Consider the following 19501-nt stretch of genomic DNA (forward strand, 5'->3'; position numbering starts at 1 on the left):
ACCACAGGGGCGCATAGGAGCGGCCATGATTGAATGCATCAGAAAGTTGCCTTATTGATCACAGATCATGACGCTTTTACGGCAGAGCGCCGTCAACCAACAGCAGCAATACGAGGCCGTTGTCGATTTCGGGAAAAGTCCTGTGCGGTCCTAAACGGTCTTTTTTGGTCTGGCGCGGTCTGGTTTGGTCTGGAATTCCATCATTTTATTGCGTAGCGCCATTGCGGGTTGCCATTCGTCTTCATTGGGAAAACGTAACCACAGGATACGCCAGGCATTGCGCTCGCACCTGGCGACCTGATTCACAAACTGACCAGGTGAGACGCCTTGGCCTTCGTACAGCACCTCGCTGCCCTCCACATGAGCCAGGTAGTTCGTGCGCTTATAGACGGTACGCAACGTCGTGCCACTTGGCAAAAACAAACATCTCCATTGGTACCCATCAAGGGTTGATGCTGAACGCCGGTTTTGCTGGTCCTGGAATTTCGCCATCCATTCATTGATCGCGATATCGACCAACTCAAACATTTCCTGTTTGATTCCGTGGTTGTACATAAAATTCCCCAGGCCCTGGTACGTTTCCAAAGACGCGGGCAGGCTGAACAAGATCGGATGCATGGCAATCTCCAGTTCTTTGAAAAGGACATGCCGATTTCGACCCAAACCAGACCAAAAAAGTTCAATCCAGACCAAAAAAGTTCGATCCAGACCATTCCAGACTTTTCCTGAAAATCGCGACCACCCCTCTATTGCCGCATCCAGTCCCGCAGTTCGTAGTACCAATACGTCAACTGTGCAGCGAGCAGGCCGGCCGGACCGCCAGTAGTCGGCAGCCCCCATGTCGCAAACTGTTCGACCTTACTGAGTTCGCCCATCAAGGCGGCCGACAGCACGTCGCCGGCCAGCGAAGTCGGGCCGACGCCATGGCCACCGAACCCCATGCCATACCAGACCCCATTGGGCAGTTTGCCAAGCTGCGGCATTTTGTGGCGGCCATAGCTCATCAATCCGCTCCAGGCGTATTCGACCCTGGCACCTTCCAGTTGCGGATAGACCTTCAGCATGTCGGCGTACAGCAAGCGCGCCACATCCTCCGGGCTGCGCGAGCGCACCGAAATCCGCCCGCCCCACAGCATGCGGCTGTCGCGCAATGGACGGTAGTAATCGAAGGCGAAACGCGTATCGTAGATGGCAGCGTCGGTGGCAAGCGCTTGCGGCATGCGCGCGCCCAACGGCTCTGTCACCATGACATATGTCGCAATTGGCAGGATCGCGCCGGCCAGCGCCGGATAAAGGCGTTCGATATAACCACCGCAACAGACAACCACCTCATCGGCCAGCACTTCGCCGGCATCGGTGGCGACGCGCCAGCCACCGTTGCTGCGTGCTTCAATTGTGGTCGCGCGGCTGCCTTCATGCAGGCGAACACCGCCAGCATGCAGCGCCCTTGCCAGGCCCTGCGCATACTTCAAAGGATGGAAATGGAAGGCATTTTCTTCGTACAGGGCGCCGAAATAGCGTTCGCTGCGGGCACGCTCGGCAAAATCGGCGCGCGCGATGCGCTGCCATTCCACACCAAGATGTTCCTGCATGAAGCGCTGGCGTTCGTCCAGCACGCGCGGGTCGTCGAACCAGTTCGCAAGATAGATGCCGCCGTGCGTCGCATCGCATTCAATCCCGTATCGCGTGATTCGGCGCCGGATCTGGTCGACGGCGCCAAGCGTTAGCTGGTAAAGCCGCCTGCCCTGCTCCGCGCCGACCGTCGCGAGCAAGGCTTGCTCGTCGAGCGAATAGCCGCCAAATACAAAACCGCCGTTGCGGCCGGACGCACCGTGACCGACGGATTCGGCCTCCAGCAGCGCGACATCGCGCTCGCCATGCTCCACCAGCGACATTGCAGTGGCCAGGCCCGCGAAGCCCGCGCCGATAATGCAGACGCGCGCCCGATGGCTGCCGGACAAGGGGGCGTAGCATTCTCCGGGCGCTGTGGCTCGGTAGTAGCTTTCCGCACCGTTCATGGCAGGGTGGGATATCCGCTTACAGTCAGGTCGAAGCCTTCGATATCGCTTACAAGGCGAGCTTGCGCACCAAACGGCAAGGTGCAGCGCTCCTTCACATGACCAAACGGCAGCCCGGTCAGCACCGGTATCGGCAGCAGGCCACGAATGAAGGCCAGCATCGCTTCGAAATCATAGCCATTATCGTGTGCGCCCAACTTGTACCCGGAAAAGTCGCCCAGCACGATCGCCTTCTGGCGCTCCAGCACGCCCGCGTAATGCAACTGCAGCAGCATGCGCTCTACGCGATACGGATGTTCGGCGATATCTTCCAGGAACAGGATGCCGCCCTCGATCTGCGGCCAGAATGGCGTGCCGACCAGATGGTTGACCATGGCCAGGTTGCCGCCCCACAGCGTGCCCTGCACGTCGACCTGTGGATTGCCGGCTGCCGTGCCGCGCACCTGGTGGGTCGGCCCCCGCAGGCAGTCCCAGAACTGCCGCAGCGTGTATTCGACAGGCTCTTCGCGGATGAAGTCATCGCACATCATCGGCCCGGCAAAACTGATCCGGCCGGTGGCCTGGTACAAACCCATATGGAAGGCCGTGAGATCGCTGTAGCCGCTAAACAGCTTGCCACAGTCGGCCATCTTGCGGAAATCGATGCGCGGCAAGATGCGGCTGATGCCGTATTGGCCGCGCAGCATGATCACGACCTGGCAATCCGGATCCGCCGCAGCGGCATTGAGCTGCGCCAGGCGGCCGTCGTCGGTGCCGGCAAAACGCTGGAATTTGCGCTCGGCGTCGTAATAGTTGTGGACGATGCAGCCCTGCGCTTCAAGGCGGGCGATGCCGCGTGCCAGCGCGGCGTCATCGAGGGCGTAGCCGCCGGGTGCGGCGATGGCAATTCCGATATTTTTCACCCGGCCATATTACTCCGCAGGTGTTGATCGAGCAAGGTTAGCAGCCTGCCAACCACGGCCGGCGGCATGTCGTGCCCCATGCCTTCGATCAGTTCCAGCCGCGCGCCCGGAATCTGGCGCGCCGTGTCGATGCCGCAGGCGCATGGCACCAGCGGGTCGGCGTCGCCGTGGATCACCAGCGCCGGGCAGCGGATCTTGCGCAGCAGCGCGCTGCGGTCGCCGGAGGCGGCAATCGCCACCAATTGCCGCGCCACCCCGCCGCCGCTCACATTGCGCGCCACCGCCTCGCCGGCCATCTGGCGCAGCAGGCCTTCCGGCATGGGAAACGCCGGACTGCCGATGGTGCGGAAGGTATCGACCATCTGCTCCACCACGCGCGCCCGGTGGTGGGCGCTTGGCGTGCGCCGCAGCAGGATGCGCCGGGCCGCCGGCGTCGGGCCCGGCAAGCCGGGGCGGCCGCTGCTCGACATGATGGAGGTCAGGCTCAGCGTGCGCGCCGGATAGCGCGCCGCCATGATCTGCGACACCATGCCGCCCATCGACACCCCGACAACATGCGCGGCCGCGACGCCCAGTGCATCGAGCAGCCCCACCGCATCGCCGGCCATGTCGTTCAGGGTATAGGGTGCGCGCTGGCGCCAGCCGAAGAGGTGGCGCAGGTAGGCCAGCCAGAGGTTGGGCGCCCCCAGATGGTCAAAGTGGGAAGACAGGCCGGCATCGCGGTTGTCGTAGCGGATCACGTGGAAGCCGCGCTGCACCAGCCCTTCGACGAATTCACCGGGCCAGGAAATCAGTTGCAGCGCGAGCCCCATGTTCAACAGCACAGCCGGCCCGGCCGGGTCGCCGCTCGACTCGTAGGTAATCGTAATACCGTTTATATCAACGCTGGCCATGGCTCAGCATAGCACCGCAGCAGCGGCGTGTGGCGCGCGCTCAGGTGACGTTGTTTTTGCGCACGGCGCGCCGTTCGGCAAAGAAATCTTTCAGCACCTGGCCACAATCCTCCGCCAGCATGCCGCCCTCCACCTCGGCATGGTGATTCAGCTGTTCGCTCTCGAAAACGTTGACAACCGAGCCACAGGCGCCGGTCTTGGGATCGGTGGCGCCATAGACGATGCGCGACAGGCGCGCATGCATCATGGCGCCGGAGCACATCACGCAAGGCTCCAGCGTCACATACAGTTCGCAGCCGGGCAGCCGATAGTTGCCCAGTGCTTCGGCAGCCGCGCGCATCGCCATGATTTCTGCATGGGCGCTCGGGTCGTGGCGGCCGATCGGCTGGTTATAGCCGCGCCCGATCACCACTCCATCCTTGACCACGACAGCGCCTACCGGCACCTCGCCTTCCGCCCAGGCGCGACGCGCTTCCAGCAGCGCCTCGCGCATGTACAGCTCATTCGACAATTTCAGCCCAGCAGTTAGGGGTTTCATGCAGCACCAGCTTGTGCAGGTGCAGGCCGGTGCCGTAGCGGTCCTTGAAGGCGGCCTTCAGGATGTCCCAGGCCACCGCAGCCAGGTTTTCCACCGTCGGGATACGGTCGATCACCACGGTCTTGTGGTTGGGCAGCGAGGACAGGAAATCCTTCACCGCGGCATCCTTCTCGTACACCAGGAAGGCGTGGTCCCACACATCGACCAGGTGTTCCTTGGCGATCGTCTTGACGTCGGAGAAGTCCATGATCATGCCGTTATCGGAATTGCCTTCGGCGTCGATCACCTTGCCGGTCAGGGTGATTTCCAGGGTATAGCGGTGGCCGTGCAGGTTGCGGCACTGGCTCTTGTGGTCCGGGATGCGATGGCCAGCATCGAATTCCAGCTTGCGGGTGATAGTCAGCATTGCTTAAGGGATGTTCAACAGTTTATGGGTTTGCAGGCTCAGTTTCCACTTCGGATTGCGCTTGCAGGTCTCGATCGCCAGCGCGGTATTGAAGGCCGCCAGCGGGCCATCCATCGGCTGCACGAAGAAATTCTCGAAATCCAGGCCTTCATAGGCGGCCAGGTCCTGGTCCTTCTGCGGGATCACGACCTTGATTTCATTGCCTTTGCTAACCACCAGCTTCGAGCCCATCTTCGGACTGACGCAGATCCAGTCCACGCCGGCCGGCACTTCGACGGTGCCGTTGGTCTCGATGGCGATGGTAAAGCCCGCCGCATGCATCGCATCGATCAGCGGCGCATCAAGCTGCAGCAACGGTTCGCCGCCAGTAAACACCACGTACTTGTGCCCATGGCCGGGCGGCCACAGGCTGTCGATTTCCTGCGCCAGCGCCTGCGGCGTGGCAAATTTGCCACCGCGCTCGCCATCGGTGCCCACAAAGTCGGTATCGCAGAACTGGCAAACGGCGCTGGCGCGGTCCTGCTCGCGGCCCGTCCACAGGTTGCAGCCGGAAAAACGGCAGAATACGGCGGGCCGCCCGGCATGGGCGCCTTCGCCCTGCAGGGTGTAGAAAATTTCCTTGATGCTATATGTCACGGGTGAATCCAGTGGTCGGCAACCCTACATTATAGCGCGTTTCACGAAACGAAACGGCTTTGCGTTTCGTCAACGTTTACCCCTTGCGGCAGCGGCACAATCAAATTCCCGACGCAGTGAACAACAAACAGGGCCGCCGCCAAATGAATAGTCTCCTCAAGATCTCCCATCTGATGGAAGCACCCTCCCCCGACCAGCCGCAGGGCTTTGCGCTGAAGCTCATGGAACTGCTGGTCATTCCCACTTTCGTGCTCGACGCCCAGGGCCGCGTCGTCATCTGGAACCGGGCCTGCGAACGCCTGACCGGCGTGCCGGCGCACGAGCTGCTCGGCACCAGCGGGCACTGGTGCGCCTTTTACGCCCAACAGCGCCCGACACTGGCCGACCTGGTGATCGCCGGCCGCACCGGCGAGATCCTGGACCTGTACGACGGCCAGTCGCGCGGGCCGGCCGGCGCCAAGGACAACCTGTGCGCCGAAAACTGGTGTGAAATGCCGCGCACCGCCGGCCGCCGCTACCTGGCCGCCGACGCCAGTCCGATCTACGACAGCGACGGCCAACTGGTGGCCGTGGTGGAAACCCTGCGCGACCTGACCGAGGAAAAACAGGCCCAGATCGCGCTGGAGCAGCTGGCAACGCGCGACGGCCTGACCGGGCTAGCCAACCGGCGCTGCTTCGACCACACCCTGCTGGCCGAATGGCAGCGCGCCTTGCGCCAGGCGCAACCGCTGTCGTTGCTGATGGTCGACGTCGACAACTTCAAGCAGTACAACGACGCCTACGGCCACGTCGGCGGCGACGACTGCCTGAAGCGCATCGCCGCCGCCGTGGCGAGCGAAATGCGCGCCAACGACCTGGTGGCGCGCTACGGCGGCGAGGAATTTTCCGTGATCCTGCCCAACCAGTCGCTCAAAGGCGCTGCCATCGTGGCGGAACGGATACGCTGCCGCGTCGAAGCGCTGCGCCTGCCGAATATCGGCGCTGCCCAGCACTATGTCACGGTCAGCATCGGCGCGGCCACCGCGATTGCCTCCCACGAGCACCAGCCGGCGCAGCTGGTGGCCACGGCCGATGCGGCGCTGTACCGCGCCAAGCACATGGGGCGCAACCGTATCAGCTTGCCCGGCACTTAGCGCTTGCCGCGCCGTCCAGCACGGCGCGGTTGCGGCCGGCCCGCTTGGCTTCATACAAGGCCTTGTCGGCCGCTTCCAGCACGCTGGCCGGCGTGTCGTCGACATCGGGCGACAGTGAGCACAGGCCGGCGCTGATGGTGACATGCGGCGCCACCGGCGAGGCGGCATGCGGCATGCGCAGCCCGGCCACATGCTCGCAGATCCATGCACCGTAGCGCTGCACCTCGTCTTCGCAGCTGTTTGGCAGCAGCACCACGAACTCCTCGCCGCCGTAGCGGGCCACCAGTTCGCCAGGCCGGCGCGTGCACTGCGCCAGCGCTTGCGCCACGGCGCGCAGGCATTCGTCGCCCGTCTGGTGGCCGTAGTGGTCGTTATACAGCTTGAAGTGATCGACATCGACCAGCGCCACCCCCAGGGCCGCGTCCTGGCGCCGGTGCCGCGCCAGTTCCACCGCGAACTGCTCGTCGAAATAGCGCCGGTTGTGCAGCCCGGTCAGGCCATCCTTGTGGGCCAGTGTGTCGAGGCTGGCCAGCGCCGCCTGCAGGCGCAGGTGGGTGCGCACCCGCGCCTGCACGACCGGTCCGCTCAGCGGCTTGGTGATGAAATCGACGGCGCCGGCATCGAGGCAGGCAATCTCGCTCTCCACGCCGCTGCTGGCCGTGACGAATATCACCGGGCAATGGCGCAGGTCGGGGTCGGCCATGATGCGCTCGCAAACGGCAAAGCCGTCCATGCTCTTCATCTGCAGGTCAAGCAGGATCAGTTGCGGGCGCTGGGCGCGCGCAATCTCCAGGCCCGCCAAGCCATTGGTGGCAAACAGCACCCTTGCCTGCTCGCGCAACATGGCGCTCATGAGGCGGATGGTGTCGGGGTTGTCATCGATGATCAGGATGGTGCTTTCCATGCTTCCTCACTCAGGACGTCGAGCGCGGTACCGAAGTCCAACGCTTCTATTGCTGTTTCCAGTTGGGCCGCCGCATCGTCGCCGCGCTGGCTGGCCAGTTGCGGCCGCAGCTGGCGAAACTGTTCGAGCGCATCCAGGTCCTGGCGGCGCAGCATGTCGACCAGTGTCTGCATCGCGCCCTGCAAATCCTGCTGCACCCTGGCGGCGGGCGCCGGCTGCTCCAACTGCAGCCAGCGCGCGCCGGCCTGCAGCGTTGCCGACAGTGCCTCCTGCACCAGCGCGAACTGGCGGCCGATGGCTGCCGCGTCGCCTTCGCGCAAGGCCTGCTCGGCCGCCACCGTGGCTTCCGAAAAATTGCGCGCCCCCAGGCTGCCGACGCCGCCACGCAAGGCGTGCAGCGCGGCGGCCGCGCCGGATGCGTCGCCCGCTTGCCAGCGCGCCTGCGCGGCGTCGAATTCGGCTTGCGACTGGCGAACCACGCGCTCTACCAGCGCAACGATATTCTGCCGCTGCGGCCCATGGCCGATCACGGACAGCAGCTTGCGGATGGCGAATACGCCGGGCTGCTGGTCGGCGTCGGCGCCGGCCGCCGGCTCCGCGGTCGCCGTGGCCGCCGTTGGCGCCGGCGCCGGCCGCTGCGCCGCGCCGCCCAGGTGGGCCGCGATGGTGGCCAGCATCTGGGTGTAATCGACAGGCTTGGGAATGAAGCCGTCCATGCCGCACTCGAGGCACTTGGCTTGCTCGGTATCGAGCACGCCCGCGCTCATCGCCAGGATCGGCAGCCGCAAGCCCATTTGGCCGCGCAGGATGCGGGTCGCTTCGAAACCATCCATCACCGGCATCTGCACGTCCATCAGCACCAGGTCGAAGGCCGCCGCGTCGTCGCGCAGCAAGTCCACGGCCTGCTGCCCATGCTCGGCCACCGTCAGCTGCGCGCCGGCCGGCTCGAGCACGCCGCGCGCCACCACCTGGTTGGTCGGGTTGTCCTCCACCAGCAGAATGCGCGCGCCGCGCAGCACGCTGGCATAGGCAGCCTGCGCGGCTTCCTGCGCCGCTTGCGGCGCGCCGCCCTGCTGGCGCAACCCCTGCAACAGCAGGCGCAGGGCGGCAGGCAGCACCGGCTTGGCCAGCGCCGCCGCCTCGCCCGGCAAGGAATTGCGGTCCAGGCTGCGGTTCAGCGCCACCAGGCACATGTCCTCGAACGCTGCCGTGCCATGCGCGTCAAGCAGCACCGAGTCGACCAGGGCCACGTCCCAGCTTCCTGTGCCGGCAGCCGGCGCCGCCGCATGCGCTTCCACCACGCAGCCCCATTGCCGCAGCTGGCCTTCCAGGTAATGCAGGGTCGGCACATGGTCGTCCACCAGCAGCACGCGCAGGCCGGCCAGCGAGCTGCCGGCCGGATCGCCGGCGCGCTGGCGCCGCGCCACCTGCAGCGGCAGGGACACCACGAACTCGCTGCCGCGTCCCGCTTCGCTGCTGACCGTGATGGTGCCGCCCATGAGCTGGACCAGCTGCTGCGAAATCGACAGGCCCAGCCCGGTGCCGCCGAAACGGCGCGCGGTCGATGTGTCGGCCTGCTCGAAGGGATTGAACAGCCGCCCCAATTGTTCGCCGCTCATGCCGATCCCGCTATCGCTGACCACCAGTTGCAGGATCTCCATCGAGCTGCCGGGCGCGCTGCTGCCGATGTGTACCCGCACCTCGCCTTCGGCCGTGAACTTGATCGCGTTGCCGACCAGGTTGAGCGCCACCTGGCGCAGGCGCTGCAAGTCGCCCACCAGGCTTTGCGGCATGTCCTGGTCGAGCGTGAGCAGCAGGTCGAGCCGCTTGCCGACGCTGGCCGACTGCATCGCCGCCGCCACCGCCTCGGCCAGCTCGTCGACCTGGAATGGCGCCGCCGCCACGGCCAGCTTGCCGGCCTCGATCTTCGACAGGTCGAGAATGTCGTTGACCAGGGCCAGCAGCGCGCTGCCGGAGGCGCGGATCAGGCGCACATATTCCTTCTGCTCGGCGCTCAGGGGCGTGCGCTCCAGCAACTGGCCGATGCCGAGCACGGCGTTCATCGGCGTGCGGATTTCATGGCTCATATTGGCCAGGAACGCGCTCTTGGCGCGGCTCGCCTCCAGTTGCTGCAATTCGGCTTTCTTGCGCGCCGTGATGTCCAGCGCCACGATGTGGAAGCCGCACACTTCGCCCTGCACGTCGGTGTCGGGAATGTAGTCGGTCATGAAATGGCGCTGCCAGCCGGCGCGCTCGGTGTCGGTCTCGAAGTGCACCCGCTCGCCGCGCAGCGCCGCCGCCGCGTGCGGCTCGATTTGCCGGTACAGGGCCTCGCCCAGCACTTCCTTCATGCTGCGCCCGATCATCGAGGCCGGGTCGATGCCGAGCAAGGTCTGGTAGCTGCGGTTGGCAAAGCGGAACACCTCGTCCTGGTCGACATAGCCGATGGCGGCCGGGTTGTGGTCGGCCACCGTGCGCAGGAAGCGCTCCTTGTCCGCCAGTTCCAGCTGGGCGCTGGCCAGGGCCGATAGCTGCTCGGCCGCCGCCTCTTCGCTGCGCCGGCCCTGCGTGGCGTCGGTGACGAATACCGCATAGGCCTGCGCCCCATCGGCCGCGTGGCGCCGCAGCGTCAGCTCGGCGTCGAAGCGCGCGCCGTCGCGGCGCCAGCCCGTCAGCGCCACCGGCTGCCCGACGCTGCCGTCGCCCAGGCGCGCCAGCAGGCCGGCGCCGGCCTGCAGGAACTGGTCGACCGGCTTGCCCAGCACCTCGCCGCGCTGCCAGCCGAAGATTTCGCTGGCGCGCCCGTTCCAGTCCGTGACGTTGCCGTTTTCGCTCAGGCCGATAAAGGCTTCCTGGGTCGCATCGAGCATGGCGCACATGCGCGCTGCCAGGGCCCGGCCCTCGCCTTGCGCGCGCGCCAGGTCCGCCACGGCTTGTTCGAGTTGCTGTTGCAGTCCCGCCTTGTCGTGCGCCAGTTGCCGCGCCTCGCCGCCCTGGCGCTGCAGCACGGCGTTGCAGGCCGTGCGCAAGGCCTCGAGTTCGCTGAAGCTGCCCGCCAAGGGCGGCACCTCGCTGGCGCCGCCCTGCTCCACCCGGCGCAGCGCCGCCTGCGCCTGCTGCATCGGCTGCAGCACTGCGCGTCCGGTGCGCCAGCCGATCAAGGCGAACAATACCGCCAGCGCCATCCCGCCCAGTACCACGCCTGCCTGCAGCCGGCGTACCGGCGCCAGGGCGCTGTCGACGTCCTGCCGCACCAGCACGGTCCAGCCCAGGCCGGGATAGCCGTCGTAGCCGCGCGTGCGTCCGTAGCCGACCAGGTAGTTGCGCCCATCGGCCCAGCGCCCTTCCACGTAACCGGCGTGCTGCAGCCGCGCCTGCGCCAGGGCGCCGCCTTGCAAAGGCTGTCCGAGCAAGGCGTCCGGGCCTGCCAGCACCTTGCCGGCGCGCGAGACCACCATCACGCTTTCGCCCAGCAGTTCGCGAGCCCAGTTCCAGTGCAGGTGCACGCCCAGCACGCCGGCAGGGCGGCTGGCGCCGTCGTAGTACGGGAAAGCCAGGTCCAGCACGCGCAGCGCGCGCCCGGCGCTGGACGGCAGCAACTGCCCAAGCTGCGGGTCGGCGTGCACGTCGTGCACGTACACCCCGCTTGGCGCATCGGCCCACCACGGCTGTTGCGACACGTCGGCGCCCTCCAGCACGGCGCCGGTGGCCACCGTGACCTTGCCGGCCGCGTTGGCCAGTCCGATCCAGGCATACAGGGGATAAGTGCGCTGCAGGTCTTCCAGCAGGTGGCGCCGCTGCGCCACACCCAGCTCGCCCGCCGCGGCGCCGGCGCGCCGCGCCAGCAGTTGCACTTCGCGATAGCGTTCGAACATGGCGGCATCGAGCTGGTCGGCGCTATCGCCGGCGCGCTGCGCCAGGCCATGGCCGATGCTGCGTTTGAGTTCGTCGGCCGTGCGCCAGCCCAGCAATGCTGCGCACAGCAAGGTCAGCAACAGCACCGCGATCGCCAGCAATCCGGCCAGCACCGTCCCCAGGCCCGCCGGGCCAATCCTGTGTCGCAGGGAAGGACGTTCGGGCAAGGCTTCGTCTGGCATGGCGGACTCCGGTGATCCGAAGTCCCGAGTATAACCGACTCTCCAGCGAAAAGTTGCCAGAAAGTCTTGCCCCAAGCGCCTTCCCTAATGCACTTTACGTCCCGAGCGCGCTTTCTGCGCCTTGGTCTCGCCGTGTTCGCGGCGCTGCTTGTTGACGATGCGCGCCGCCACTTCCTCTTCGCGCCCGGGGTAGCGGTGTTCCTGCTTGAACTCCTGTTTGAGCTCCTTGTATTCGCGCTCCCGTTTCTGGCTGGCTCCTCTTGGCATGATAGGCCTCCGTGTTTCAGATGCTGCCCCCATGCTAACCAAGCTTTGGCAGGCACAGCGCACGTAATGGCTGGTCACTTTCACCACTTTATCGACACGCAACTGTTTGACTGGGGAGACACCGATGCAAGACCATTACGCCAAGGCCCACAAGCTGTTCATCCCGACCCTGTGGCTGCTGCTGGCGCTTTCGCTTGGCCAGGCGCCGTGGTACGGCACCTGGCAGCCCGCGTTGCTGGCGGGCCTGCCGGCGGCCTTGCTGCCAAGCCTGCTCGCCTGGAAGGCGCCGCAGGCGCTGGCCAGCCGCATGGCTGTCGGCATCGCGTGCATGGGGTTCTGCGCCCTGCACATCCACCAGGCCATGGGCATGATCGAACTGCACTTCGGCATCTTCGTCTTGCTGACCCTGCTGGTCGTCTACCAGGACTGGCGCGTGATCGTGGCCGCGGCAGCCTTTGTCGCGGTGCACCACCTGCTGTTCAATTTCCTGCAGCAAGCCGGCTTCGGCACCATGTGCCTGAGCCGCCCTTCGCTGCCCGTCATCATCGTGCACGCGCTGTACGTGGTGGTGGAAACCGCGGCGCTTTGCCATTTCGCGCTCAGCTTCGCGCGCCAGCGCCGGCAGACCGAGGCCGACCGCCGCAGCCTGCAGGCCGGCTTCAACCGCATGCACCGCACCGTGACCGACATCATCGGCGTGATCGACGGCATCGCCTTCCAGACCAATATCCTGGCGCTCAATGCGGCAGTGGAAGCGGCGCGCGCCGGCGAGCAGGGGCGCGGCTTTGCCGTGATGGCGGGCGAGGTGCGCAGCCTGGCCCAGCGCAGCGCCGCGGCCTCGCAGGAAATCCGCCAGCTGATCGGCGACTCGGTCGGCAAGGCCGAACAGGCCAACCAGTTGGCCGGTGCTAGCGGGCAGGTGATGGAAAAACTGGTGGGATCGGTCCAGCAGGTGGCAGCACTGATGCAGGGCATTACCGCCGGCAGCCGCGCCCAGTCGGACGGCATCGAACAGCTCAGCGGCGCCGTCAGCGGCATGGACCGGGTCACGCAGCAAAACGCCGCGCTGGTGCAGCAGGCAGCCAGCGCCTCGGCCAGCATGCTGGAACATGCGCGCCGCCTGGTTCAGCTCATGGGCAGCCAGGACGACGGCGCGCCGCAGCAGCGCGCACCGGCGCTGCGCTGATCAGAACTGCTCGACCCAGGCCGCCAGCTGCGACGGGGTCAGGGCGGCGTCGGCCTGCACCAGCCGGCATTCCACGCCTTGCGCGCCGCTGGCCATTTGCAGCGAAGCGCCGCGCTTGCCCATCCACAGCAGGCAGGCCAGCCAGAACGCGTGCTGCGACGAGACCGGCGCGCTGGTCGGCGTTTCCAGGAATTCGGTGAGCTGGGACGCCTGCAGGAACAGGGCGTGGCCGGCATCCACCGCGCGGAACGTCGGGCCGAACGCTTCCGCCAGCAGCGCAAAAGCGTGCGCCGGGTCGGCATCGGCATAGCGCTGCTCCAGGTCCTGCAGGTGGTCGCGCACGGCGCAGCCGAAAGCGGCGCTGCGGAAGGCTTCCGAACTGATCAGATCGGAGTGGTCCAGCATCAGCCAGTCCGGTTCCGGCGGCGTCATGCCGGCGCTGAGGGCGCCCGCCAAGTAGCTCTCCACCGGCACGAAGGACGGGCCGGCCGACAGGCTGGCTGCCAGGGTGTACAGGGTGCCGATGCGGGTGGCCACGGCCTGCTTCTGGCGCACCAGCAGCTTTTCGCGCAGCAGTTGCGAATGTTCCTTTTGCAGCTTGGCCAGGGCCAGGGCCTGCTTCAGTTCCATGCGCAGCGCCGCGATGTCCCACGGCTTCTGGATGTAGCGGTGGATCTGGCCCTGGTTGACCGCGTCGACCGTGTGCTCCAGTTCCGAATAGGCGGTGGTCAGGATGCGCACGATGTGCGGGTAGCGGTCCCACGCATAGAACAGCAACTCGTTGCCGTAGGCGCCGGGCATGCGCTGGTCGGACACCAGCACTGCGATTTCGTCGGCGTGCTCGTCGAGCATGCGCTTGCCCTCCTCCACCGACTCGGCCACGTACACTGGCGCCAGCGAACCCAGGGCGCGCTGGAAATATTTGAGGGCGGTCGCCTCGTCGTCGACGTAGAGGATCGCCGGCGCTTGTCTGGTCGGTTGTTGTTCGTTCATGCTCGTTCCTTCTCTAACTCCGGGAAATTCATGGTGACGGTGGTGGAGCAACCCTGTTCCGACTGCACCCGCAGGTGGCCGCCGAACGATTGCATCACGCGGTTGCAGAAGATCAGTCCCCAGCCGCTGCCGCCTTCGTCGCCGTGCATGGACACCGGGTCCAGCAGCAGGCGGTTCAGCAGCGCCGGCGCGATGCCCGGGCCGTTGTCTTCCACGACGATATAGGGGCGCTCTGCCACGCCCACGGTGATCCTGATCCGGGGACCAGGCAGTCCTTGCAGCGCGCGCAGCGCATTGCTCAGCAACGAGGACAGCACCAGCGCCACGCAGTTGGGCGAGGCCCGCACGGTGAAGTCGGCTTGCACGTCCACTTCGATGATGTCGCGCTGGCCTGGCGCCAGCGGGTACATGCCCAGCAAGGCCGCGACCATCTGCTGCGCGCTGCCGCTGGCCAGGCGCGCCGCCGGCACGACGCTGGCGCGCTTGGCCGATTCGACAAACGTGGCCAGCACCGACAGGCAGTAGCGCGCATTGTCGTGCATGTGCGCCGCAGCGTTGCCGATGTCGGCCCGCGGCGGCAAGCCGCTCTCTTCCTGCTGGGCGTTGTGGGCGTTGACGCGGCGCTGGATATTGCGCGCGAAATTGGCGATCGTGGCCAGCGGCGTGTTCAATTCGTGCGCCAGGAAAGCGACGGTTTCTTCGATTGCGAGCAGGCTCTGGCGGCGCAGCGCGCGTTCGCGCGCGTTCTCGCTGGCCAGGCGCAGCGCATCGCGCACGGTATGGGCATCGAGCGGCTTTTCCAGGATGCGGAAGATATCGCCGCCGTTGATGGTCTCGAGCAGCACTTCCTTGTCTGCATAGGCCGTGACCAGGATGCGCACCAGGTGCGGGTAATCGCGCTCGACCTGGCGCAGCAGCTCGCCGCCGACGCGGCCCGGCATGCGGTAGTCGGTCACCAGCACGTCGACATCGCTGTCGGGCTTGGCCAGGATCTCCAGCGCCTCGTCCACGCTGGGCGCGGTCAGGACCGTGAAGTCGCTTTCCACCGCGCGGGCGAAGTACTTGCGCGCCAGTTCCTCATCGTCCACGTACAGCACGGTCGCCGGCTGGCTGCGATCGCTCATTTCTCGCCTCCGGTCACGCGCGGCAAGTCAAAGGTGAACCTGGTCCATTCACCCGGCATGCTCTCGGCGGCCAGCAGGCCGCCGTGGCGCTGGATCACGCTGTAGCAGATCGACAGCCCAAGGCCCAGGCCCTGCCCGACTTCGCGCGTGGTGAAGAAAGGTTCGAACACGCGGCCGATATTCTCCGGCGCGATGCCCGGGCCGTTGTCGCGCACCGTGATCTTCAGCCGTTCGCCGCGCGCTTCGGCATACACGTCGATGGCCGGCGCCTGGGTGGCGCCCTTGCGCATGGCCAGCGCCGCATTGCTCAACAGGTTGATCAATACGCCGATGATGGCCGCTTCATCGCCGCGCACCAGGGTGTCCGGCTGCAGGTGGCGATTGACCTTGATGCCCTTGATCTCGTGGCCCACCAGGCGCACCGACGATTCCAGCGCGCGCTCGAACAGGAATTGCGCACTTTCGTGGTCGGTGCCGGACTTGCGGTAGGCGAAGGTCTTCAGGTCGGACACGATGTACTGCACGCGCTGCATGCCCGACTTGGCATCGGTCAGGCATTCCAGCAGCACTTCGCTGCCCTTGGCAGCCGGCTCCTCCATCGCGATGTCGATCGCCATCATGCAGAAATTGACCGGATTGTTCACCTCGTGCAGCAGGCCTGCCGCCAGGGTGCCCAGGGCCGCCATTTTCTCCTGCTGCAGCATCTGACCCTTGATCTCGGCCAGGCTGCGGTTGTTCGCCTCGAGCTGGGCGTTCTTGTCGGCCAGCTCCGCCTTGAGCTGGAACAGGTTGAAGCGCGCCTGCTCGTTGTAATAGGTGCAGACCGCACTGGCCACGGCGCTGAACGCCAGCAGCAGCGAATTGACGGCAAACGCGCCGCCCACCGGCGGCTGGCCGTCATGCACCCAGCAGGCGGCCGCGTACAGCAGGTAGGTCAACAGGCCAAGCGTCAGGTTCTGCCACATGCGGAAGGCAAACGCGATGGCCGAGGCAAACACGCCCAGGTTCAAGCCTGCGTAATAAATCGACGAGGCGCCTTCGGTGACGGCAATCATCCAGGCGATCATGATCTGCGGCAGCATCAGCCAGGTGAAGCTCATCGCCTCCACATTGCGCGCTCCCCATGGCTGGCGCATCACGCCGATGATGGCGAGGATGGCCAGCGACACCAGCACGCGCGCCAGGGTAAATGCGCCGAGGTGGTCCGGATAGAGGCTGAAATCGAGCCCGATCCCCAGCAGCACCAGGCCGATCGCGGTCCACGCGCCGCCGCGGCTGAAGCGCAGGCGGTAGGCGCGCAGGTCCGACTCATAGGCCGAATGCAGGTGCGGGCTCACGTAGGGTGCCGGTCCAGTCATGGCAGCGACGCTTCGGCAAACACATTGACGCCGGTCGCATCGACATAGGTGAGGCGCTCGCGCGCCTGCGGCGGCAGGAGCTGCTCCATCTTGGCCTCGTCACGATAGATCAGGTACCACTCCAGCAGGTGCTCCATGCCAGGGCGCTCCGGATTGCTGCTGTGGACGTTGGTCACCAGCAGGCGCCCGCCGCGCTTCATGCAGGAGGCGAAGTAGCTCAGCAGGCGGCTGCACACCTTGTCCGACAGGTAGTCGAACAGGCCGGCGCAGTACACCACGTCGAAATCAGCGCCCACTTGCGGCCCGTCCACGCGGCGTTTCAGCAGGTTGTGCACGGAATCCTGCACGAAGCGGATGTCCGGCTGGCGCGCCAGGCCGGCGCTGATGCCGCCCAGCTGGCCGCGCGTCCAGGCCAGCGTCTCTTCGCTGAAGTCGACCAGTTCAAACGAGAGCCAGTGCGGCTCATCGTACTCGCGCAGGAAGCGCTGGATCTCCTGCGCTGGCCCGCAGCCCACGTTCAGCACGCGGTACGGGCGCCCCACGCGCCGCGCCGCGTCGGCCTGGCGCTTCAGGAACTCGACCAGGATCTCGATGCGGTTGCGGTGCGCCACGGCGACCGCGGTCTGCAGGAAGGCCGCATTGACGATCTGGAAGTAAGTGCTCGGCCCCTGGCGCGGGTCGCCCAGGATCTGGTTCACCATTTCATAGTCTCCGGCATAGCCGAGCGGCTTGCTGAAGGTGCGGAAGACGAACGGCGCGCGCAGGATCAGCGGGTGCAGCGCCGCCTGCGCAAAAGCGCGGTGGGCGGCGGCAGCATCGGCCTCGACCATTCCCGCTTCCTTGTTCAAGTCGTCGAAGTAGCGGCGCACGCGCATGATCAGCGGCTCGGCCAGTTCGGCAAACACGTCGGCGCGCAGGCGCCCGCCCTCTTTCGGCAGCGAATCGGACAGGTCGACCTGCTCGACCCAGCGCGCCACCTCGGCCAGGTAGGCCCGCGATTCGTTGACGGCAATCTGGTAGTCGCGCCGGATGCGGAAGCGCTCATCCCAGTCCAGCACGAACTTGCTCGCTTCGCGGCCCACCGCACCCGGCAGCATCACCACCTCGCTCAGTTCGCGCCATTCGTCGATCAGGGTCACCGACACCACGGCGGTCAGGCCGGTGTTGACCATGCTGATCACCACGGCCTTGCCGATGTAGGCGCTGGCCGTGCCCATGCGCACCGTCAGCTCGCTGAGCACCTCGCTGACCTGCACGATGGAATACGGGTTATACACTTCCATGACCAGCGACTTGCGCTGGAGTGTCACGATGGTGCCGCGCACTGCCTCACCCTGCGTGTTCAGGAAACTGACGACCGGATCGATTTGGGCCTGTGAATACACTTTTTTGTCGGAACTAAATGGTTGCCGTGAATTAAATCGAGTGTACTGACTTGTGGCGCAAATCGCAACGTTTCCCCAAGAAGAATTGCCAGGAAGATAGTAGGGCTTATTTAAATAGCAAGCGCGGCCGGATGTCAAAGTTCGCTGCCGCACAGACGCGACCATTGCCTGATGCCAAACTGGACGCAAGTCATGGAGATCACGATGGAGCAGTTACGCAAACAGAGCGCCGCTGAACTGGAGCGGGCAGAATTCCACGAACGGTTTGCCCGCAGTTTTACCGATGCCCGCTTCGACGGCCTGCGCGACGCCGTTGCAGCCCTGGAAGAACTGGCCTGGCGCCAGTATTGCGAACAGCGCCGGCCGCCTACAAGCCATTAGCCGTTCGTTGCCAGCAACTCCAGGCGGGCAGCGAGCCGGTCGGCCATCTGCGCCGGCGTAAAGCCGGCGTAGCGGTTGGCCACGCCGCGCGCCGCCATCAGGGTACGCCCATCCATCAGCAAGCTGCGCACCACGCCGCGCCAGTCCACCGTGCCCGGCAAGCGCCCGCCATTGACCGCCACCCCGGCCTGTTCCAGGCGCGCCGCCAGCAGGTAGCGTTCGAGCTGGGTCGGCAGCAGCAACATGGGCACCGCCGCCAGCACGGAATGGGCAATGGTGCCCTCGCCTGCCTGGCTGACGCAGATGCGCGCCTCGGCCAGCGCTGCCGCCAGGTCGACCGGCCCGCGCGCATACGCCAGGCTGGTGGCATGCACTGGCGGCACCGCGCCGGCAGCGACTTCCGGCTGGTAGCACAGCACCCGGCAACCTTCCATGACCAGCGCGTGCAGCACGGCGGCGTGGGCCGGATGTTCCTGGCGCAGGTAGACGAACACCTTGTGCCCGTGGCCGGGCGGCCACTGCGGCGCTTCGCCGCTGGGCGCCACGAAGGCCGGACCGTACCATTGCTCGCGCTCCGCCGGGCGGCCGTAGTGGTCCAGCTCGGGCCAGGCGCACAGGAAATGCTGGCGCCCCAGCAGCGCGTCGGCCGCCTGCACATAAGGCACGCCGCCGTGGTGCACCAGCACGGTGTTCATGATCTTGAGGGTATGCAGTTCGGCCGCGGCCAGGCGCTGCAAGTCCATCGCTTCCCATGGGCGAAAGTTGGGCAAGGGCTGGCCGGGCGGCGGCAGGGTAAAGCCGGCGCCGATCGCGGCCGACGGAATATCCAGCGTGCGCGCCGCCAGCAAGGCGGTGGGGGCGAATTCCGCCACCACCACGTCCGGCTTCAGCAACTGCAGTGCGGAGCGCCAGCCGCGCACCAGTGCGTCGAGCGACTGCGCCTCGCGATAGCCGGAAGCGAGCATGATTTCAGCCAGGCTGGCCGCATGCTGCCCGGCGCCGTGCAGCCACAGGGGCGCCTGCAGCATCGTCACGTTGAGCGCACCCAGCAGGCGGCGCGCCTGGCCCAGGTCGCGTACCGACAGGCTGACGGCATGGCCGCGTGCCAGCAGGGCTTGCGCAATGACCCGCAAGCGTCCCGCATGGGCGGGATCCCCGCCTAATTCCCAAGCCAGGTGGAAGTGAGCCATTCTCAGTTCACCCAGCCAAGTGTCATTGTATTTTTCACATTATTTCCAATCAAGGCCGTGCCTTGGATTTTAGAACACACTCGCAAACAG

General features: G+C 66.0%; 18 protein-coding genes. 3 read left to right on the forward strand and 15 right to left on the reverse strand.

What is annotated here, in order from left to right; translation table 11 throughout:
- Positions 1–150: 150 nt before the first annotated feature.
- The 7 genes from ACN9MW_RS17400 to queE form a co-directional block, all read right to left on the reverse strand.
- The gene (locus ACN9MW_RS17400; protein WP_426161697.1) at positions 151–618 is read right to left on the reverse strand and encodes a hypothetical protein; all 468 of its coding nucleotides are present in this window, start codon (positions 616–618) and stop codon (positions 151–153) included.
- A gap of 128 nt (positions 619–746) precedes the next feature.
- Entirely contained in the window at positions 747–2018 is a 1272-nt protein-coding gene (locus ACN9MW_RS17405) for an NAD(P)/FAD-dependent oxidoreductase (RefSeq protein WP_426161698.1), read from the reverse strand.
- A complete protein-coding gene (gene ldcA / locus ACN9MW_RS17410; protein WP_426161699.1) occupies positions 2015–2920 on the reverse strand; it encodes a muramoyltetrapeptide carboxypeptidase in 906 nt (301 codons plus the stop codon). Before ldcA ends, ACN9MW_RS17405 begins: the two co-directional genes overlap by 4 nt.
- A complete protein-coding gene (locus ACN9MW_RS17415) occupies positions 2917–3813 on the reverse strand; it encodes an alpha/beta fold hydrolase (RefSeq protein WP_426161700.1) in 897 nt (298 codons plus the stop codon). Before ACN9MW_RS17415 ends, ldcA begins: the two co-directional genes overlap by 4 nt.
- A 40-nt stretch (positions 3814–3853) precedes the next feature.
- Entirely contained in the window at positions 3854–4351 is a 498-nt protein-coding gene (gene tadA / locus ACN9MW_RS17420; protein WP_426161701.1) for a tRNA adenosine(34) deaminase TadA, read from the reverse strand.
- The gene (gene queD / locus ACN9MW_RS17425; RefSeq protein ID WP_130312395.1) at positions 4314–4757 is read right to left on the reverse strand and encodes a 6-carboxytetrahydropterin synthase QueD; all 444 of its coding nucleotides are present in this window, start codon (positions 4755–4757) and stop codon (positions 4314–4316) included. The genes tadA and queD overlap by 38 nt, the downstream gene beginning before the upstream one ends.
- A 3-nt stretch (positions 4758–4760) precedes the next feature.
- Positions 4761–5393, reverse strand: a complete 633-nt coding sequence (gene queE, locus ACN9MW_RS17430; protein ID WP_426161702.1) for a 7-carboxy-7-deazaguanine synthase — start codon at positions 5391–5393, stop codon at positions 4761–4763.
- A 143-nt stretch (positions 5394–5536) separates the two neighbouring features.
- Here queE and ACN9MW_RS17435 point away from each other — a divergent pair, with 143 nt between their 5' ends.
- Positions 5537–6526, forward strand: coding sequence for a diguanylate cyclase (locus ACN9MW_RS17435; RefSeq protein WP_426161703.1), 990 nt, complete (start codon positions 5537–5539; stop codon positions 6524–6526).
- On the opposite strand, the gene ACN9MW_RS17440 is transcribed toward ACN9MW_RS17435, so the two are convergent.
- From ACN9MW_RS17440 to ACN9MW_RS17450, 3 genes are all read right to left on the reverse strand, one after another.
- Positions 6507–7430 carry a diguanylate cyclase domain-containing protein gene (locus ACN9MW_RS17440; RefSeq protein WP_426161704.1) on the reverse strand — a complete coding sequence of 308 codons (924 nt, stop codon included), beginning with the start codon at positions 7428–7430 and terminating at the stop codon, positions 6507–6509. The genes ACN9MW_RS17435 and ACN9MW_RS17440 overlap by 20 nt on opposite strands.
- The gene (locus tag ACN9MW_RS17445) at positions 7412–11527 is read right to left on the reverse strand and encodes an ATP-binding protein (RefSeq protein ID WP_426161705.1); all 4116 of its coding nucleotides are present in this window, start codon (positions 11525–11527) and stop codon (positions 7412–7414) included. Before ACN9MW_RS17445 ends, ACN9MW_RS17440 begins: the two co-directional genes overlap by 19 nt.
- An 84-nt stretch (positions 11528–11611) precedes the next feature.
- Positions 11612–11794, reverse strand: a complete 183-nt coding sequence (locus tag ACN9MW_RS17450; RefSeq protein WP_426161706.1) for a hypothetical protein — start codon at positions 11792–11794, stop codon at positions 11612–11614.
- A 124-nt stretch (positions 11795–11918) separates the two neighbouring features.
- Here ACN9MW_RS17450 and ACN9MW_RS17455 point away from each other — a divergent pair, with 124 nt between their 5' ends.
- Positions 11919–12980, forward strand: coding sequence for a methyl-accepting chemotaxis protein (locus ACN9MW_RS17455; protein ID WP_426161707.1), 1062 nt, complete (start codon positions 11919–11921; stop codon positions 12978–12980).
- Here ACN9MW_RS17455 and ACN9MW_RS17460 read toward each other — a convergent pair whose 3' ends face one another.
- Genes ACN9MW_RS17460 through ACN9MW_RS17475 form a run of 4 tightly spaced genes read right to left on the reverse strand, consistent with a single transcriptional unit; the run spans position 12981 to position 17840 of the window.
- Positions 12981–13973, reverse strand: a complete 993-nt coding sequence (locus tag ACN9MW_RS17460) for a response regulator (protein WP_426161708.1) — start codon at positions 13971–13973, stop codon at positions 12981–12983.
- The gene (locus ACN9MW_RS17465) at positions 13970–15097 is read right to left on the reverse strand and encodes a hybrid sensor histidine kinase/response regulator (RefSeq protein WP_426161709.1); all 1128 of its coding nucleotides are present in this window, start codon (positions 15095–15097) and stop codon (positions 13970–13972) included. The genes ACN9MW_RS17460 and ACN9MW_RS17465 overlap by 4 nt, the downstream gene beginning before the upstream one ends.
- Positions 15094–16455, reverse strand: a complete 1362-nt coding sequence (locus tag ACN9MW_RS17470) for a sensor histidine kinase (protein WP_426161710.1) — start codon at positions 16453–16455, stop codon at positions 15094–15096. Before ACN9MW_RS17470 ends, ACN9MW_RS17465 begins: the two co-directional genes overlap by 4 nt.
- Entirely contained in the window at positions 16452–17840 is a 1389-nt protein-coding gene (locus ACN9MW_RS17475) for a class I SAM-dependent methyltransferase (protein WP_426161712.1), read from the reverse strand. Before ACN9MW_RS17475 ends, ACN9MW_RS17470 begins: the two co-directional genes overlap by 4 nt.
- Positions 17841–18032: 192 nt before the next feature.
- Between ACN9MW_RS17475 and ACN9MW_RS17480 the strand changes: the two genes are divergently transcribed.
- A complete protein-coding gene (locus tag ACN9MW_RS17480) occupies positions 18033–18221 on the forward strand; it encodes a hypothetical protein (protein WP_426161713.1) in 189 nt (62 codons plus the stop codon).
- Here ACN9MW_RS17480 and ACN9MW_RS17485 read toward each other — a convergent pair.
- Entirely contained in the window at positions 18218–19411 is a 1194-nt protein-coding gene (locus ACN9MW_RS17485) for a hypothetical protein (RefSeq protein ID WP_426161714.1), read from the reverse strand. The two genes, ACN9MW_RS17480 and ACN9MW_RS17485, sit on opposite strands and share 4 nt — an antisense overlap.
- Positions 19412–19501 lie beyond the last annotated feature (90 nt).

Source organism: Pseudoduganella sp. R-34, assembly GCF_049904655.1.
Taxonomy (GTDB): Bacteria; Pseudomonadota; Gammaproteobacteria; order Burkholderiales; family Burkholderiaceae_D; genus Rugamonas.

Coding starts and splice junctions, on each gene's coding strand:
- ACN9MW_RS17445 (WP_426161705.1), bottom strand. CDS start 11,527: ATGCCAGACGAAGCCTTGCCCGAACGTCCTTCCCTGCGACACAGGATT.
- ACN9MW_RS17440 (WP_426161704.1), bottom strand. CDS start 7,430: ATGGAAAGCACCATCCTGATCATCGATGACAACCCCGACACCATCCGC.
- ACN9MW_RS17465 (WP_426161709.1), bottom strand. CDS start 15,097: ATGAGCGATCGCAGCCAGCCGGCGACCGTGCTGTACGTGGACGATGAG.
- ACN9MW_RS17450 (WP_426161706.1), bottom strand. CDS start 11,794: ATGCCAAGAGGAGCCAGCCAGAAACGGGAGCGCGAATACAAGGAGCTC.
- ACN9MW_RS17470 (WP_426161710.1), bottom strand. CDS start 16,455: ATGACTGGACCGGCACCCTACGTGAGCCCGCACCTGCATTCGGCCTAT.
- ACN9MW_RS17435 (WP_426161703.1), top strand. CDS start 5,537: ATGAATAGTCTCCTCAAGATCTCCCATCTGATGGAAGCACCCTCCCCC.
- ACN9MW_RS17455 (WP_426161707.1), top strand. CDS start 11,919: ATGCAAGACCATTACGCCAAGGCCCACAAGCTGTTCATCCCGACCCTG.
- tadA (WP_426161701.1), bottom strand. CDS start 4,351: ATGAAACCCCTAACTGCTGGGCTGAAATTGTCGAATGAGCTGTACATG.
- ACN9MW_RS17405 (WP_426161698.1), bottom strand. CDS start 2,018: ATGAACGGTGCGGAAAGCTACTACCGAGCCACAGCGCCCGGAGAATGC.
- queD (WP_130312395.1), bottom strand. CDS start 4,757: ATGCTGACTATCACCCGCAAGCTGGAATTCGATGCTGGCCATCGCATC.
- ACN9MW_RS17415 (WP_426161700.1), bottom strand. CDS start 3,813: ATGGCCAGCGTTGATATAAACGGTATTACGATTACCTACGAGTCGAGC.
- ACN9MW_RS17400 (WP_426161697.1), bottom strand. CDS start 618: ATGCATCCGATCTTGTTCAGCCTGCCCGCGTCTTTGGAAACGTACCAG.
- ACN9MW_RS17460 (WP_426161708.1), bottom strand. CDS start 13,973: ATGAACGAACAACAACCGACCAGACAAGCGCCGGCGATCCTCTACGTC.
- ACN9MW_RS17485 (WP_426161714.1), bottom strand. CDS start 19,411: ATGGCTCACTTCCACCTGGCTTGGGAATTAGGCGGGGATCCCGCCCAT.
- ACN9MW_RS17480 (WP_426161713.1), top strand. CDS start 18,033: ATGGAGATCACGATGGAGCAGTTACGCAAACAGAGCGCCGCTGAACTG.